Here is a 16,459-nt window from a genome sequence, read left to right as displayed (position 1 = left end):
CGACGAACGCGGTGACGCAACGGATAAAGCCGACTGATGGAAAGTGCGCCGTCCGCACTTCCGATGCCCGGCATCGGAAGCACGTACGCGCTGCGCTTTGGAGGCTGAGATCGGCGAATCCGGCCGATAGCCGACCGAATTGATGTACCGACTTACGAGCCGCTGCTGTTGACCGTAGTGCCGACGGTCGTGAAGATCCCGTTGAGCGAATTGCCAACCGCCCCGGCGCCGGTGATGATCGCGAGCGCGATGAGAGCCGCGATCAAGCCATACTCGATCGCGGTCGCGCCAGACTCGTCCCAAGCGAAACGACAAGCTATTTTCTGCATTTCAACCTCCTACAGCTACTAAAGCGAAAACTAATATTCGCCGTGAGTTGCGGGGACGTTAAGGTTCTCGGTTTCGCGTCCGTTAACATTTGCCAGACGAATGAAATAAAGGCCGGGTTGGTTGGTGCCACTGGGAGTTTTTAAGGCTGCGGCTACCTGTGCAGAGCGGGTTTCCCGGACGCCACAGCATCGAGGCTCCGGGACTTCAGAAACGAAATCGACGGCATCCTGCAAAGTTGTCGAAAAACTTGGTACGCCCAAGGGGAATCGAACCCCTGTTCCCGCCGTGAGAGGGCGGTGTCCTGACCGCTAGACGATGGGCGCGTTCAAGAACCGGCGATATAGGCTGAGCGCTGGGAAAAAGCAACTGGGGTTAGGCCGCTTTCCCCGGTCGAGGAAAAGCCGGCCGTCAGCCTATCGTTTCGGTTCGATCAGATCCCAGAGATTGCCATGCAGATCGGCGAAAACCGCCACCGTGCCGTAGGGCTCGAAGCGCGGTGCTTCGCGGAATTCGACGCCTTTCTCCAGCATCGCCGCGTGGTCGCGGGCAAAGTCGTCGGTTTCCAGGAACAGGAAGACACGCCCGCCGGTCTGATCGCCGATACTTTTGCTTTGCGCCTCGTCGGAAGCCTCGGCCAGCAGCAGCCTGGCGCCCTGCCCGTTGGCCGGCGCCACTGTGACCCAGCGCTTGCCGCCGCCGAGATCGACATTTTCGACGAGCAGGAAACCCAGCCTCTCGACATACCAGGCAATCGCCTCGTCATAATTGGCGACGACCAGGGCGACCGTGGCGACGCGACGATGTTCGGCGAACCCGCTCATCCCCGAGGCTTGCTCATGGGCCTGCTGCCGTTCATCGTTGCGGCTCGGTCACTTGTTGCGGATCGCAAAGCGGCCGATGAGGCGTCGCTCAGTGATGTCGTAGACGAAGATCGTCCGGCTGCCGTCGGCAAGCTCGGCGTCGATCGAGACACGGTTGCCGGACAGCGACTGGCTGACCACCTTGGCCCCGACCGGCAGCACGATGTCGCCGCTGACCGGTTCGCCGGCGGGTGTCTGGATATCCCCGGCCAGCGGCGGGTTCGCCGGCGGTGCATTGCGCGCTTTGTAGACAAGGGCGCCGATCACCACCATAAGGGCGAGGAACAGCAGGCCGAGATTGATCCCGACGAAGCGGACGAGTTTCCTGCGCACCTTTTCGACCTCGGGGTCGAGCGGCTTATCCTGGTCTTCTTCGGCGATCGGGCTGGCCATGGCAAACAGTTCCGGAACGGTTTTTCAATGAGCGCTCATAACGAAGAGGCCCCTGAATTGATAGAGGCGGTACCGACCGTGCTGGTGGCGGATGCGGACGCGGCCGGTCAGCGCCTCGACCAGTGGCTGGCGGCAAGGCTTGGTCCGGACATGTCACGCAGCCGCGTGCAGATGCTGATCAGGCAGGGCGCGGTCTCGGTCGACGGCAAGCCTGTCGATGAGACCAAGCGCAAGATGGCGCCGGGCGAAAGCGTGTCGGTTACCATGCCGGAGCCGGAGCCGGCGGAGCCGCAGGGCGAGAACATCGCACTCGATGTGCTTTATGAGGACGACGAGCTGATTGTCATCAACAAGCCGGCCGGGCTTGTCGTGCATCCCGGAGCGGGCAACTGGACCGGTACGCTGGTCAACGCGCTGATCCATCATTGCGGCGACAGCCTTTCCGGCATTGGCGGCGTGCGGCGGCCAGGCATCGTTCACCGCCTCGACAAGGAGACCAGCGGCGTCATGGTGGTCGCCAAGACTGACCGCGCCCACAAGTCACTCTCCGAGGCTTTCGCCGATCACGGCCTCACCGGCGATCTCGAACGTGCCTATCTGGCGCTGGTCTGGGGCATACCGCAGAGGCCGACCGGAAGGGTCGACGCGCCTCTCGGCCGCGCCGCCGACCGCGTGCGCCGTGCCGTGGTGCCGGAAGGACGCGACGACGCCCGCCATGCGGTCACCCACTTTGCCGTGCAGGAGCGCTTCGGCGAGAGCCAACAGGAGTTCGCCACCGCCAGCATGGTCGAATGTCGGCTTGAGACCGGCCGCACCCACCAGATCCGTGTCCACATGGCGCATATCGGTCATCCGGTGATCGGCGACCCCGATTATGGCCAGGCCTTCCGCACCAAGGCCAACCGGCTGCCGGAACCGCTGAAAAGCCAGGTCAAGGCATTTCCCCGGCAAGCTTTGCATGCCTGGCTCCTTGCATTTCGCCACCCCACTACCCATTTAACGATGAGGTTCGAGGCGCCGTTACCGAGGGACATGGAGGAACTCGTCGGCGGCTTCCGCAAACTCTGAACCCGTCACCGACAAGCCATCAAAAAACCTGACTGGCATTGTTCACTTCACCGTGACACACTGTTTCGTGTTGAACAAATGCCTGTCTTTTCTGGTTTTGTTCCTGTATAAGATCCGATGTCGCGGGCGAGCCTTTTGGTGCTCGCGTCACATGCCCGCCGCGTTTCGGGGGCATCACTCCAATAGAGAGGGGGCGCTATCATGGCCCAGTCATTACCCAGTATCGTTTCCGGCGAAGGCGGCCTCAGCCGCTACCTGGAAGAAATCCGCCGCTTTCCCATGCTGCAGCCGCAGGAAGAGTACATGCTCGCCAAGCGTTATGCCGAGCATGAAGACACCTCCGCTGCGCACAAGCTCGTCACCAGCCACCTCAGGCTCGTCGCCAAGATCGCCATGGGCTATCGCGGCTATGGCCTGCCGATCGGCGAAGTGATCTCGGAAGGCAATGTCGGCCTGATGCAGGCCGTCAAGAAATTCGAACCCGAGCGCGGCTTCCGCCTCGCGACCTATGCCATGTGGTGGATCAAGGCCTCGATCCAGGAGTACATCCTGCGCTCGTGGAGCCTGGTCAAGATGGGCACGACCGCCAACCAGAAGCGCCTGTTCTTCAACCTGCGCAAGGTGAAGGGCAAGATCCAGGCGCTCGACGACGGCGACTTGAAGCCCGATCAGATCGCCGAGATCGCCACCAGGCTGAACGTTTCCGAAGCCGAAGTGGTGTCGATGAACCGCCGCCTGGCAGGCGATGCCTCGCTCAATGCCCCGATCCGGGCGAGCGAAGGTGAGTCCGGCGAGTGGCAGGACTGGCTGGTCGACGACCACGAAAGCCAGGAAGAGATGCTGATCGAGCAGGACGAGCTGGAAAACCGGCGCGGCATGCTGTCGGGCGCTCTTGCCGTGCTCAACGAGCGCGAGCGGCGCATCTTCGAGGCCCGTCGCCTCGCCGAGGAGCCGCTGACGCTGGAAGAGCTTTCGTCCGAATTCGACATCAGCCGCGAGCGCGTGCGCCAGATCGAGGTGCGCGCCTTCGAGAAGGTGCAGGATGCGGTCAAGGCCGCCGCCAAGCGCCAGACCCAGGCGCTGCGCACCATTGAGGCGCAGCCCGCAGCCTAAAGCCGGCTAAAGGCAACAAGATCTAAAGGCGGCGCCAGGAAACTGGCGCCGCTTTTTTTCTTGTGTGGTTGGCGAAAGCGGAGGCGACATCCGATCTCCCCCGCAAGGGGGGAGATTGCAGCTTCGCCGGCAGCGATCTCTCAAAGCCCATCCAGCGGAAACTTTAGATACCGCCGGCCATTCGCTTCGGGTTCGGGCAGCCTCCCGCCATTCATGTTGACCTGCAGCGCATGCAGGATCAGCCGCGGCATCGGCAGCGTCCTGTCGCGCGCCTCGCGCAGGGCGACGAACTCGGCCTCGCTGCGGGCGGCGGCAAGATGGGTGTTGGTCGCCTTCTGTATGGCGACCGTGCTTTCCCACAAGGGTTCGCGGCCGCCGGCCTGATAGTCATGACCGACGAACAGCCGCATCTCGTCCGGCAACGCCAGTATGTCCTGGATCGAGCGCCAGAGCCGCGCGGCACTGCCGCCGGGAAAGTCCGTCCTCGCTGTGCCGCTGTCGGGCATGAACAGCGTGTCGTGGACGAAGGCGGCATCGCCGATCACATAGGTGATCGACGCCAGCGTATGGCCGGGCGAGAACAGCACCTTGACCGGAAGCGTGCCGACCGTGAAGGTTTCGCCTTCACCAAACAGCCTGTCCCACTGCGAACCGTCGGCGGGAAAATCCGGCCAGTTGTAGATCGCCTTCCACAAATTCTGGACGTCGACGACCCTGTCGCCGATCGCTGTCGGCGCTCCGGTCTTCTCCCTCAGATAGTGCGCCGCCGAGAAATGATCGGCGTGCGGATGGGTGTCGAGGATCCATTCGACGCTCAGCCCCTGCTCGCTGACGAAGTCGAGCAGGATATCGGCATTCGTCGTTGCCGTAGCACCGGATTTCTCGTCGAAATCGAGGATCGGATCGATGATGGCGCAGCGTTTCGTCGCCTGGTCGGCGACGACATACTGGATGGCCCCGGTCGGCTTGTCGTAGAAGCCGCTGACCTGCGGCCTGGCCAAAGCTACGTCCAATTCTGGCTTCCCCAACTCTCGGTCGTCAGGAATGATTTTCTCTGACGACACCCGAGAGGAGCATGGTTGTCCGCTCGGGTGAGCCAGTCAAGTATCATTTCGCTCGCGGCGACAGGAAAGCTAAAAACTGTTCCGAGGAGCGGTCAGGCAGAGGGCTGCTTGGTCTTCCGCAGATACGGCAGGATGGTCTCATAAGCGCCGAAGCGCCTGATCGCGTCCTCGTTGGAGACGGCAGCGGTGATGATGACGTCCTCGCCCTGCTTCCAGTTTGCCGGCGTCGCCACCTGATGCTTGGCGGTCAGCTGCATGGAATCGACCGCACGCAGGATCTCATCGAAGTTGCGGCCCGTGGTCATCGGGTAGGTCAGCACCAGCTTGATCTTCTTGTCCGGTCCGATGACATAGACCGAGCGCACCGTGGCATTGTCGGCCGGCGTGCGGCCTTCCGACGTCTCGCCGGCACCGCCCGGCAGCATGTCGTAGAGCTTGGCGACCTTGAGGTCCTTGTCGCCGATCAGCGGGTAGTTCACCGAATGGCCGGTCGCCGTCTTGATGTCGTCCTGCCACTTGCCGTGGCTTTCGACCGGATCGACCGAAATGCCGATGATCTTGACGTTGCGCTTCTTGAATTCGCCTTCGAGCCCCGCCATCGTGCCAAGCTCGGTCGTGCAGACCGGCGTGAAATTCTTGGGATGACTGAACAGGATCGCCCATCCGTCCCCGATCCAGTCATGGAATTTGATCGTCCCCTGCGTGGTCTCGGCGGTAAAATCCGGCGCAATGTCGTTGATACGAAGGCTCATGGTACATCTCCCCTGTAAACGGAACCCGTCGGCAGCGAGGAACGACAAGCGGCAACCCATGCTGCCATCGAACTGCCCCGCCCGGGCATCGTTGCATCTTAGCGCAAAAATCGTGACTGCAAGATAATATGAAACTCTTGTCGGCGGCAGGCGAGCATTTTTATGCTGCCGAATGCTCGGCACGCGGATGAGAGCCTGTTGGGCTGGACAGGAGAGATCCTGCCTCAGCTCTTGTTGACCGCCATTGTCACAGTCAGATCTTCCATGCGCTGTGCCAGCGCGCTGAGCGCGTTGGTCAGCACGCTATCGCTCTTGTCGGCCTTGGTCAGAGCCTCGTCGCGGGTCTTGCGCAAGGTCAGCACTTCGCTTTCCATGCCCTTGACGCGTTTCTGCAACTCCGAGAGTTCATCCATCACCATGATGCCGGCCATCACGGTCAGCCGCTGATCGCCAATCTCGCCGAACGAGTCCTTCAGGTGCGAAACATAGCGGTCGAAACGTTCGGCAAGATCGATCAGATGCTCTTCCTGGCCCTCGTCGCAGGCCATGCGATACTGCTTGCCGTCGATTGAAACCGTGACCTGTGCCATCGGGCCAGCTCCTATCTGTCCAACACGGCGCGGATGGTTTCCATGGCGGTCACCAAACGTCGCGAGACTTCCTTGTTGGCATCTTCCAGCCGTTCGGCGCGCGCTTCGGAATTGTCGAGTTCCTGCGCCAGCCGCGAGCGATCGGCATTCATCCGCTGCACCTCGGCCTCGGCTTCGGAGTAGTCGCGTTCATGCTCGAGCTTGGCCGCGACGGCGTTTTCCAGCCCCTCGATGGCCTTGCCCAGCCTCGCGATGACTTCCTTGAGTGTGGCTTCCCCGGTCATGGCCTTCGTCCTGTGCCCTGCCCATCACCGAATCGTTCACGTTCAGAACGCGTTATCCCTGAAACATTAGGCACCGGGTGAAGGCAACGTCAACAAAGCTCTCGCGACTGTCCCCCGCTAACGCTAATGTAGGTCCGCCGCCGGCATCACAAGACCGGCAAATATGCACCCGATTTGTTGACTAAAAGCCCGCGCCTGCTATGTGTCGCGCACCCTTTTCAAGGGCTCTCCCAAGCCCCCAAACCCCACTTCTGGAGGAACCATGACGTCGCGTGAACAACATGACCGGATGGCCAATGCGATCCGCTTTCTCTCCATGGACGCCGTCGAGAAGGCAAACTCCGGCCATCCCGGCCTGCCCATGGGCTGCGCCGACATCGCCACGGTGCTGTTCACGAAGTTCCTGAAATATGATCCGAAGGCCCCCCATTGGCCCGACCGGGATCGCTTCATCCTGTCGGCCGGCCACGGTTCGATGCTGCTCTATTCGCTGCTGCACCTGACCGGCTACGAGGACATGACGATCGACCAGATCAAGCATTTCCGCCAGTTGGGCTCGAAGACCGCCGGCCATCCCGAATACGGCCATGCCACCGGCATAGAGACGACCACCGGCCCGCTCGGCCAGGGTCTCGCCAATTCGGTCGGCTTCGCGCTCGGCGAGCGCATCATGAACGCAGCCTTCGGCAACGACCTCGTCGACCATTACACCTACGTACTGGCCGGTGACGGCTGCCTGATGGAAGGTGTTTCCCAGGAAGCCATCGCGCTTGCCGGCCATCTCAAGCTCAACAAGCTGATCGTCTTCTGGGACAACAACAACATCTCGATCGACGGCCCGGTCTCGCTTGCCGACAACACCGACCAGGTCGCCCGCTTCCAGGCCTCGGGCTGGAACGCCAGCCACATCGACGGCACCGATCCGGAAGCCATCGCCTATGCCATCGAAGCCGCTCGTCACTCCGACAAGCCGACGATGATCGCCTGCAAGACGACCATCGGCTTCGGCGCTCCAACCAAGGCCGGCACCAACAAGGCGCACGGTTCGCCGCTCGGCGCCGACGAGATCGCCGGTGCGCGCAAATTCTTCAACTGGGACTCGCCGCCCTTCGAGATTCCGGCCGACATCCTTGACGCATGGCGCGCCGCCGGTAAAACCGGCGCCAAGCCGCGCACCGACTGGGAGGGACGTCTGGCCAAGGCCGAGCCCAAGTTGAAGGCCGAGTTCGAACGCCGCCTCGCCGGCAAGCTGCCGTCGAATTTCGACGCCGTCATCGCCGACTACAAGAAGAAGCTGTCGGCCGACAAGCCGAAGGTCGCCACCCGCAAATCCTCGGAAATGGCGCTGGAGGTCATCAACGGCGCCGTGCCGGAAACCATAAGCGGCTCCGCCGACCTGACCGGCTCCAACAACACCAAGACCAGCCAGACCAAGAACATTACGCCCGACGATTACGGCCAGCGTTATGTCCACTACGGCATTCGCGAACATGGCATGGCGGCCGCCATCAATGGCTTGACGCTGCATGGCGGCCTCATCGCCTATGGCGGCACCTTCCTGTGCTTCTCCGACTATGCCCGCCCGTCAATGCGTCTTGCTTCGCTGATGGGCATCCGCTCGATCTTCGTCATGACCCATGATTCCATCGGTCTGGGCGAAGACGGCCCGACCCACCAGCCGGTCGAGCATCTGGCGGCATTGCGCGCGATCCCCAACCACAATGTCTTACGCCCGGCCGACGCGGTCGAAACCGCGGAATGCTGGCAGATCGCCCTGGAGTCGGAAAAGACGCCGTCGACCTTGGCGCTGACCCGCCAGAACCTGCCGACGGTGCGCACCGAATTCACGGCCAAGAACCTCAGCAGCCAGGGAGCCTATGAGCTGGCCGCCGCCAGCGGCGAGGCGGCGATAACGATCTTCGCCACCGGCTCCGAGGTCGAGATCGCACTTGGCGCGCGCGAGCTGTTGGAAAAGCACGGCCATCCGACCCGCGTCGTCTCGGTTCCCTGCTTCGAACTGTTCGACCAGCAGAGCGACGACTACCGCAAGAAGACGATCGGCAATGCGCCGATCAAGATGGCGATCGAAGCCGGCATCCGCCAGGGATGGGATCATCTGATCGGCTCAGACGGCATCTTCGTCGGCATGACCGGCTTCGGCGCGTCGGGCACGATCGAGCAACTCTATCCGCATTTCGGCATTACCGCCGAGGCCGCGGCCAAGGCGGCGGAAGCCCGCCTGCACGCCAAGTAAGATTCTGGGCCAGTTCGGCGAAACCGCGAAAACGGCTTCGCCGGGCTGGCTCAACTTAATCGATTTAAATCCACGCCAGTGCGGCTGGATTCTTTCTGCTTCCGCCGCTATGAAACTGCAGACCCCTCGTCCGCCCTCCAACTCCCAGGGAGAGAATTATGACCGTCAGAGTTGCCATCAACGGATTTGGCCGCATCGGCCGCAACATCCTGCGCGCTATCCATGAATCCGGCCGCAAGGACATCGACGTCGTCGCCGTCAACGACCTCGGCCCAGTCGAGACCAATGCCCACCTCTTGCGCTATGACAGCGTGCACGGCCGCTTCCCGCATGAAGTCTCGGTATCCGGCGACCAGATCACCGTCGGCAAGGAGACGTTCAAGGTCACCGCGATCAAGGATCCAACGCAGTTGCCGTGGAAGGAACTCGGCATCGACATCGCGCTCGAATGCACCGGCATCTTCACCGCCCGCGACAAGGCAGCGGCACACCTGACCGCCGGCGCCAAGCGCGTCATCGTTTCGGCCCCTGCCGAAGGCGCCGACCTCACCGTGGTCTACGGCATCAACCACGACCAGTTGACCAAGGATCATATCGTCATCTCGAACGCCTCGTGCACCACCAACTGCCTGGCGCCGCTGGCAGCCGTGCTGCACGAAACGGTCGGCATCGAAAAAGGCATGATGACGACGATCCACTCCTACACCGGCGACCAGCCGACCCTGGACACCATGCACAAGGATCTCTACCGCGCCCGCGCCGCTGCGCTGTCGCAGATCCCGACCTCGACCGGTGCCGCCAAGGCGATCGGCTTGGTGCTGCCCGACCTCAAGGGCAAGCTCGACGGCATCTCGATCCGCGTGCCGACCCCGAACGTCTCGGTCGTCGATTTCAAGTTCATCGCCAAGCGGTCGACCACGGTGCAGGAGATCAACGAAGCGGTGATCGCCGCCTCCAACGGCAAGCTCAAGGGCATTCTCGGCGTCACTCATCACCCGAACGTGTCGATCGACTTCAACCACGATCCGCGCTCCTCGATCATGGCGCTCGACCAGACCAAGGTGATGGACGGCAATTTCGTATCGGTGCTCTCCTGGTACGACAATGAATGGGGTTTCTCCAACCGCATGGGCGACACATCGGTCGCCTTCGGCAAGACCATCGCCTGATCACAAAGCCCTCTTTTCGAGACTTGGAACGCCCGGCTTTGCCCGGGCGTTTTTCATGAGCGCAGCTTGCGCCTTCCCAAATTGTGTCCCGGGCGCCAAAACATCCGAAAATCAGCGGCATAGACCAAAAAGCCACCCTGCCGCCTTGCACTGGTCACGTCTTCGCCCCACTCTCTCGCAAAGCAGGAGACAGACGAATTTGAGGGGCTGATTTCAGGATGGAGCATGCGATCTATCTCGTCACGCTGGTCGGCACAGCGCTTGTCGTCGCCGCCGCGTTTTCGAGCCTGATCGCCTTCCGCTTCGGCGCCCCTCTTCTGCTCCTGTTCCTCTGCATTGGCCTCGCCACCGGCACCGACGGTCTCGGCATCCAGTTCGACAATGCCCGCATCGCCTATTTTGCCGGCTCACTGGCGCTGGCCGTCATCCTGTTCGATTCCGGCTTCGGCACGCCGCTCAACGCCTTGCGGCAGGCAGCCGGCCCGGCGTTGTCGCTGGCGACCTTCGGCGTAATTCTGACCACCGGCCTGTTCGGCGCCGCCGCCCACTATCTGCTCGACCTCACCTGGCTGGAATCCTTCCTGCTCGGCGCCGCAGTCGCCTCCACCGATGCGGCCGCCGTGTTCTTCCTGCTGCGTGCCGGCGAAATCAATCTGCGCGAACGCGTGCGCTCGACGCTCGAGGTGGAATCCGGCACCAATGACCCCATCGCCATCTTCCTGACCATCACGCTGGTCGAGATCATCGCCGCTCATGCCAATCCCGAGACCAACGTCCTGGTCACCAGCCTTTTCCTCGGCTTCCTCCTCAACATGGGCCTTGGCGCTGTCGTCGGCGTGCTCGGCGGCCTCGCCATCGTGCGTCTCGTCGACCGGCTCAATCTCGACCATGGCCTGCTGCCGATCTTCGTGCTGACCTTGTCGTTGATGGTCTTTGCCGCCGCCGGCGCCATTGGCGGCTCGGGCTTCCTGGCGGTCTATATCGCCGGCCTCATCTCGGGCAATTCCGATATCCGCGCCGTCACCATCCTCAAGCGCTTCCAGGACGGCATGTCATGGCTGGCACAGATCATCATGTTCCTCATCCTCGGCCTGTTCGCGACGCCCTCGCAATTCCCGGCGATCATGGTGCCGGCGGTGCTGCTCGGCCTGTTCCTGATGTTCGTGGCGCGGCCGGTCGCCGTCTGGCTCTGCCTGATCCCGTTCCGCATGCCGCGCCCCGAAGTCGCCTTTGTCTCGTGGGTCGGCCTGCGCGGCGCGGTGTCGATCCTGCTCGCCATCACCCCGCTGCTCGGCGGGCTGGAAAATGGCCGTGTCATCTTCAACACCGCCTTCATCATCGTTCTGGTTTCGCTGGTCATCCAGGGCTGGACGGTCGGACCGCTGGCGCGCCGCCTCGGTTTGATCGTGCCGGCGCGGCTCGGACCGCTGGACAAGGTCGAGCTGGAATTGCCGGGTTCGGCCCATCACGAGCTTCTCGCCTATCGCGTCGCACCCGGCAGCCCGGTGGCGCGCGGCGAGCGCATCCCACGCTGGGCGCGACCCTCGCTGGTGCTGCGTGACGGCCGTTCGATGCGCTTCCAGGACATGGGCCGGCTCGCCGCCGGCGACCAGGTCTACATTTTCGTCCCGGATCGCTATCCGCGCCTGCTCGACAAGCTGTTCGCCAGCCGTGCCGTGGTCGATCCCGAAGATGCCGATTTCTTCGGCGCCTTCGCCGTCGATCCAGCGCGCCCCGCCGCCGAACTGGAAGCAGCCTATACGCCGGGCCTGACCGAAGCGGAGCAAAAGCTCACCGTTGGAGCGCTGGTCACGGCGCGGCTCGGCGGCCATGCCGAATATGCCGACCGCGTCCTGCTCGGCCCGATAGAACTGATCGTCCGCGACGTCGACGACAAGGGGAAGATCATAGGCCTCGGCCTGTCGTTCGAGCCGACCGCGCCGGTGGCGCGGGTGCCGGTCTTCCTCAGCGCCGGAGAAATCGGCGACCGTCTTTCCGCCTTCATCCGCAATTGGCGCAAGCCGACCGAGGCGCAGGCGGACGAGGCGCGGGCGGACGAGAAACCGGCCCCGGAGCCAGCGCCGGAAAAGGCAGCAACCGAAAGCTGACAAACCCGCTATTGAGCGCTGCCATTCATCCGCCCGCCAGTGCAAGATCGTGCCCACTTCAAAATTTCGGTTCGAGCGCGCCCTAAGCCTTGCATCGTCGCCGATGCGGGGTATGGTCCCCCGGTTTTTCGCGAAAGGAACCCGCATGGCCGCCTTCAAGACACTCGACGATATCGGCAACATCAGCGGCAAGCGCGTGCTGGTGCGCGTCGACCTCAACGTGCCTGTCACTGAGGGCAAAGTCACCGACGCCACCCGCATCGAACGCATCGCACCGACCATCGCCGAGCTATCGGCCAAGGGCGCCAAGGTCATCCTGCTCGCCCATTTCGGCCGACCCAAGGATGGGCCTTCGCCCGAATTCTCGCTGGAGCCGATCGCCAAAGCCACGGCAGAAGTGCTCGGCCGCCCCGTCGGTTTCGCCTCGGATTGCGTCGGCGACACGGCCGGAAGCGCTGTCGCCGCCATGAACAAGGGCGACGTGCTGCTGCTCGAAAACACTCGCTTCTACAAGGCTGAAGAAAAGAATGACCCGGCCTTCACCGAAAAACTCGCCGCCAATGGCGATATCTTCGTCAACGACGCCTTCTCGGCCGCGCACCGCGCGCATTCTTCGACCGAGGGGCTGGCGCATCTGTTGCCGGCTTTTGCCGGCCGCACCATGCAAGCCGAGCTTGAGGCGCTGGAGAAGGGCTTGGGAAAACCGGTTCGTCCGGTCGTCGCCATTGTCGGCGGTGCCAAGGTCTCGACCAAGATCGATCTGTTGATGAACTTGGTGAAGAAGGTCGACGCGCTGGTCATCGGCGGCGGCATGGCCAACACCTTCCTCGCCGCGCGCGGCACCGATGTCGGCAAATCGCTGTGCGAGCATGATCTCGCCTCAACCGCCAAGCAGATCATGATCGAGGCGGCCGAGGCCGGCTGCGCCATCATCCTGCCGGTCGACGGCGTCGTCGCCAGGGAGTTCAAGGCGGGCGCGGCCTGCGAGACCGTCGCCATCTCCGATGTGCCGGCCGACGGGATGATCCTCGATGTCGGCGCCAAAACCGTGACGACCATCGGCGAATGGATCGACCGCGCCGCGACACTGGTCTGGAACGGCCCGCTCGGCGCCTTCGAGATCGCGCCCTTCGACCATGCGACGGTGGCGGCGGCCAAGCATGCGGCGTCGCGCACCAAGGAAGGCAAGCTGGTCTCGGTCGCAGGCGGTGGCGATACGGTCGCGGCGCTCAACCACGCCGGCGTCGCCGACGACTTCACCTATGTCTCGACCGCCGGCGGCGCCTTCCTGGAGTGGATGGAAGGCAAGCCGCTGCCCGGCGTCGATGTGTTGAAGCGCTGAGGCTCCGAGGCGATCAACACTCGGAGAGCGAACAAGGCCGCCCGAGGCTTCAATCGATTCGAGCTTTCCGATGCCATTCCTTTGGCGGTAGACTTCCGTTAAGCGCGGAACAACCGTTTCAGGAGAAGCAACAATGAGCGAACGTCTCGAAGACATTGCCGCTGCGATCGTCGCCGATGGCAAGGGCCTGCTGGCCGCCGACGAAAGTTCCGGCACCATCAAGAAGCGCTTCGACGTCATCGGCGTCGAATCGACCGCCGACAGCCGCCGCGATTACCGCGAGATGATGTTCCGCACCAGGGACGCGATGACCCGCTACATTTCCGGCGTCATCCTCTATGACGAGACGATCCGCCAGAAGGCCGCCGACGGCACGCCGCTGGTCGACATCATCAAGGCCGCCGGCGCCATCCCCGGCATCAAGGTCGATGCCGGCGCCAAGCCGCTGGCCAGGTTTCCCGGCGACACCGTCACCGAAGGCCTCGATGGCCTGCGCGAACGGCTTGCCGACTACTACAAGCTCGGCGCCCGCTTCGCCAAATGGCGCGCGGTGATCGACATCGATATCGCCAAGGGCGTCCCTTCGGCGACCTCGATCGGCTCCAACGCTCATGCGCTCGCCCGCTATGCCGCCCTCTGCCAGGAAGCCGGCATCGTGCCGATCGTCGAACCGGAGGTGCTGATGGACGGCGCCCACGACATCGACACTTGTTACGACATTTCGAAGGCAACGCTGATCAAGCTCTATGACGAGCTCCATGCGGCGCGCGTCGTGCTGGAAGGCACCATCCTGAAGCCCAACATGGTGCTGGCCGGCAGGAAATCGGGCAAGGTGAGCAGCCCCGAAGAAGTCGCCGAAAAGACCATAAAACTGTTCCGCGAGACAGTGCCGGCAGCGGTGCCGGGCATCGCCTTCCTTTCCGGCGGCCAGGAAGACGAAGAGGCGACCGCCAATCTCAACGCCATCAACGCCATCGGGCCGCACCCGTGGAAGCTGACCTTCTCCTATGGTCGCGCGCTGCAGGCCGCGCCACAGAAAGCCTGGAGCGGCAAAGCCTCGAACGTTGCCGCCGGCCAGGCCGCCTTCACCCATCGCGCCCACATGAACCATCTGGCAGCGCTCGGAAAATGGAAGGCGAGCCTGGAACAGGCCGCCTGATCACAGTCCTTTCTTCCTCCTTCGAACCCGGGCCGATGCGCCCGGGTTTTTTGTTTGTGACTTGCAGGGCTTGGGGCGGAGCCTCTCCGTCCTTATTTCCTCTCCGGCGATGTCGGGTTGCGCCCATCCCCAACGTCCTTGGGATGACATTCAGGGAGAGGTTCATGCATCGCAACAAGATCGTTTCGCGCGAAGACTGGTTCCAGGCGCACAAGGCACATCTGGCGCGCGAGAAGGAACTGACGCGGCTCCGCGAGCGGATCGCCGCGGAACGGCGTGAACTGCCCTGGCTGAAGATCAGGAAAGACTATGTCTTCGAGACCGAACAAGGGCCAAACAGACTGACCGACCTGTTTGGCACTAACAGCCAGCTGATCGTCTATCACTTCATGTTCGGGCCGGGCTGCACCCATCATTGCGAGGGCTGCTCATTCCTTGCCGACCATATCGACGGCGCCAATCAGCATCTGCGGCATCACGACGTGTCGCTGGTCGTGGTTTCGCGCGCTCCACTGGCGGAACTTCTGCCTTACAAGCAGCGCATGGGCTGGAAGTTCGACTGGGTGTCGTCCTATGCCTCGGATTTCAACTTCGACATGCAGGTCTCCTTCACCGACAAGCAGATCGCCGCCGGCTGCACCACCTACAATTTCGAGACCCGTCCACGGACATCGAAGGAGCTTCCCGGCACCAGCGTCTTCTACCGGGACGAGACCGGCGACATCTTCCTAACCTTCATGTCGCGCGCCCGCGGCGGCGAGGCGCAGATCGGCGCCTACGACTATCTCGACATGACGCCGAAGGGCCGCAACGAGAACGGCCCCTATCACGGCCTGATGGATTGGGTGCGGCTGCACGATGAATATCAGGGCAAGCAGGCGGGGCAGGCAAGTTGCTGCGATTGAAGATCGTTCCCGTCGGCCAAAACATGCGCTAAGGCTGCCGCTGATCGTTTAACGGTACTGCCATGCGCTTCCCGGCCCTACTCACCTGGCTCGCCTTCCCGGTCTATATCTGGCAGGGCCTCGGCGTGCGACGCCGCACCACGCGCATGCTGCCGGCGCAAGGGCCGGTCATGCACGAAATATCAGGCGCAGCACCGGCAATCTCGCTTCTGGTGCTGGGCGATTCCTCCGCCGCTTCGGTCGGCATCGGCAATTCGGAAGACGGACTTGCCGCGCAACTCGCCGTACTGATTTCACAAAGCACCGGCCGCGCCGTGCGCTGGCGGGCGGCCGGCTTCAATTCGGCAACGTCCGGCCAGATCCGCGACCATGTGCTGCCCAATCTGTCGGCCGATCCGTGGACGCATATCGTGCTGGCCATCGGCACCAACGACACCAAGAATTTCCACTCCGTGCCGCGCTTCAAGAAGGAGTTCGGTGGCCTGCTCTACGGCCTGCGCACCAAATGGCCGGAAGCGCGCGTGGTGTGGTCGCCGGTGCTGGAGTTCACGCGGGCGCCAGCCATGCCGCCGCTGCTCGGAAAGATCCTTGAGATCCGCGCCACCGACATGAACCGGATGGGCGAACGCCTTTGCCTGGAGCGCGGCGCGGTGCCGGCGCCGCGCCTGCCGATCACCAATCCGGAAGCCGGCTTTGCCTCGGACGGCTTTCACGCCTCGGAAGCAGGCTACCGGGCCTGGGCCGAGCATCTGGTCGGCCCGGTGCTTGGCCATTGAGCAGCGACGACAAGTGCCGTCCTACGTCAAATGCCCGAGCACGGCCGCCAGTGAAATCGCGGCCATGGCGAGCAGTGCCAGCTTCCAGAAATCACCGCGTCGCTTGAGGCCTGGCCAGCCAAGCGGCTTGATCAGTTGAATGACCATGAAACCGACGATGACAAGGGCGAGGAATTTCGTCATGCCGCCTTTGACCAGCAACGCGCCCGGCTGTCAAAGCACGTCGTTCATTGCCTGAGAAAGAACGGACGCCGAGATCCCGAACCGGAACGCGGCGCCCTTTGACCGGCAA

Annotated in this window: 17 protein-coding genes and 1 tRNA gene; 9 read left to right on the top strand and 9 right to left on the bottom strand. The window is 62.9% G+C overall.

All coding sequences use genetic code 11. The features are described from left to right. Positions 1-152 precede the first annotated feature (152 nt). From A9K65_RS07210 to A9K65_RS07195, 4 genes are all read right to left on the bottom strand, one after another. Positions 153-329 carry a Flp family type IVb pilin gene (locus A9K65_RS07210; protein ID WP_013529259.1) on the bottom strand — a complete coding sequence of 59 codons (177 nt, stop codon included), beginning with the start codon at positions 327-329 and terminating at the stop codon, positions 153-155. Positions 330-578: 249 nt separating this feature from the next. Then, a tRNA-Glu gene (locus A9K65_RS07205) sits at positions 579-653 on the bottom strand. Between the two features lie 90 nt (positions 654-743). Beyond that, positions 744-1,151, bottom strand: coding sequence for a VOC family protein (locus A9K65_RS07200; protein WP_063169153.1), 408 nt, complete (start codon positions 1,149-1,151; stop codon positions 744-746). A 48-nt stretch (positions 1,152-1,199) separates the two neighbouring features. After that, the gene (locus tag A9K65_RS07195; RefSeq protein ID WP_013529257.1) at positions 1,200-1,583 is read right to left on the bottom strand and encodes a fimbrial protein; all 384 of its coding nucleotides are present in this window, start codon (positions 1,581-1,583) and stop codon (positions 1,200-1,202) included. A gap of 27 nt (positions 1,584-1,610) precedes the next feature. Here A9K65_RS07195 and A9K65_RS07190 point away from each other — a divergent pair, with 27 nt between their 5' ends. Together A9K65_RS07190 and rpoH are read left to right on the top strand one after the other, a co-directional pair. Beyond that, positions 1,611-2,651, top strand: a complete 1,041-nt coding sequence (locus tag A9K65_RS07190) for an RluA family pseudouridine synthase (RefSeq protein WP_064993253.1) — start codon at positions 1,611-1,613, stop codon at positions 2,649-2,651. A 201-nt stretch (positions 2,652-2,852) separates the two neighbouring features. Then, on the top strand, positions 2,853-3,764 hold the full coding sequence (gene rpoH, locus A9K65_RS07185; RefSeq protein ID WP_064993254.1) for an RNA polymerase sigma factor RpoH: 912 nt from the start codon (positions 2,853-2,855) through the stop codon (positions 3,762-3,764). Between the two features lie 140 nt (positions 3,765-3,904). Here rpoH and A9K65_RS07180 read toward each other — a convergent pair whose 3' ends face one another. From A9K65_RS07180 to A9K65_RS07165, 4 genes are all read right to left on the bottom strand, one after another. Continuing rightward, entirely contained in the window at positions 3,905-4,777 is an 873-nt protein-coding gene (locus tag A9K65_RS07180) for an MBL fold metallo-hydrolase (RefSeq protein ID WP_064993255.1), read from the bottom strand. Positions 4,778-4,920: 143 nt separating this feature from the next. Then, positions 4,921-5,580 carry a peroxiredoxin gene (locus A9K65_RS07175; RefSeq protein ID WP_013529253.1) on the bottom strand — a complete coding sequence of 220 codons (660 nt, stop codon included), beginning with the start codon at positions 5,578-5,580 and terminating at the stop codon, positions 4,921-4,923. Positions 5,581-5,804: 224 nt separating this feature from the next. Continuing rightward, positions 5,805-6,170 carry a cell division protein ZapA gene (locus A9K65_RS07170; RefSeq protein ID WP_013529252.1) on the bottom strand — a complete coding sequence of 122 codons (366 nt, stop codon included), beginning with the start codon at positions 6,168-6,170 and terminating at the stop codon, positions 5,805-5,807. An 11-nt stretch (positions 6,171-6,181) separates the two neighbouring features. Then, entirely contained in the window at positions 6,182-6,454 is a 273-nt protein-coding gene (locus A9K65_RS07165) for a DUF4164 domain-containing protein (protein ID WP_013529251.1), read from the bottom strand. 262 nt (positions 6,455-6,716) lie between these two features. On the opposite strand from A9K65_RS07165, the gene tkt reads away from it, so the two are divergent. The 7 genes from tkt (at position 6,717) to A9K65_RS07130 (ending at position 16,167) form a co-directional block, all read left to right on the top strand. Next, on the top strand, positions 6,717-8,708 hold the full coding sequence (gene tkt / locus A9K65_RS07160) for a transketolase (RefSeq protein WP_064993256.1): 1,992 nt from the start codon (positions 6,717-6,719) through the stop codon (positions 8,706-8,708). Positions 8,709-8,866: 158 nt separating this feature from the next. Next, positions 8,867-9,877: a type I glyceraldehyde-3-phosphate dehydrogenase gene (gap, locus tag A9K65_RS07155; protein WP_013529249.1), complete on the top strand. Its 1,011-nt coding sequence runs from the start codon at positions 8,867-8,869 to the stop codon at positions 9,875-9,877. Positions 9,878-10,095: 218 nt separating this feature from the next. Then, positions 10,096-11,985: a potassium/proton antiporter gene (locus tag A9K65_RS07150; RefSeq protein WP_013529248.1), complete on the top strand. Its 1,890-nt coding sequence runs from the start codon at positions 10,096-10,098 to the stop codon at positions 11,983-11,985. 145 nt (positions 11,986-12,130) lie between these two features. Further along, complete coding sequence (locus A9K65_RS07145; protein ID WP_013529247.1) at positions 12,131-13,327, top strand: phosphoglycerate kinase; 1,197 nt, start codon at positions 12,131-12,133, stop codon at positions 13,325-13,327. Between the two features lie 133 nt (positions 13,328-13,460). After that, on the top strand, positions 13,461-14,486 hold the full coding sequence (locus A9K65_RS07140; RefSeq protein ID WP_064993257.1) for a class I fructose-bisphosphate aldolase: 1,026 nt from the start codon (positions 13,461-13,463) through the stop codon (positions 14,484-14,486). Between the two features lie 164 nt (positions 14,487-14,650). Then, a complete protein-coding gene (locus tag A9K65_RS07135; RefSeq protein WP_064993258.1) occupies positions 14,651-15,391 on the top strand; it encodes a thioredoxin family protein in 741 nt (246 codons plus the stop codon). Positions 15,392-15,453: 62 nt separating this feature from the next. After that, positions 15,454-16,167, top strand: coding sequence for an SGNH/GDSL hydrolase family protein (locus A9K65_RS07130; protein WP_064993259.1), 714 nt, complete (start codon positions 15,454-15,456; stop codon positions 16,165-16,167). Positions 16,168-16,188: 21 nt separating this feature from the next. Here the strand turns inward: A9K65_RS07130 and A9K65_RS07125 are convergent, their stop codons facing one another. After that, entirely contained in the window at positions 16,189-16,350 is a 162-nt protein-coding gene (locus A9K65_RS07125) for a hypothetical protein (protein ID WP_023810961.1), read from the bottom strand. Between the last annotated feature and the right edge of the window lie 109 nt (positions 16,351-16,459).

The sequence above is a fragment of the Mesorhizobium sp. WSM1497 genome (assembly GCF_001672455.2).
GTDB lineage: Bacteria > Pseudomonadota > Alphaproteobacteria > Rhizobiales > Rhizobiaceae > Mesorhizobium > Mesorhizobium ciceri.
The sequence above is the reverse complement of the archived record's forward strand: the minus strand, read 5'-3'. Positions and strand labels throughout refer to the sequence as shown.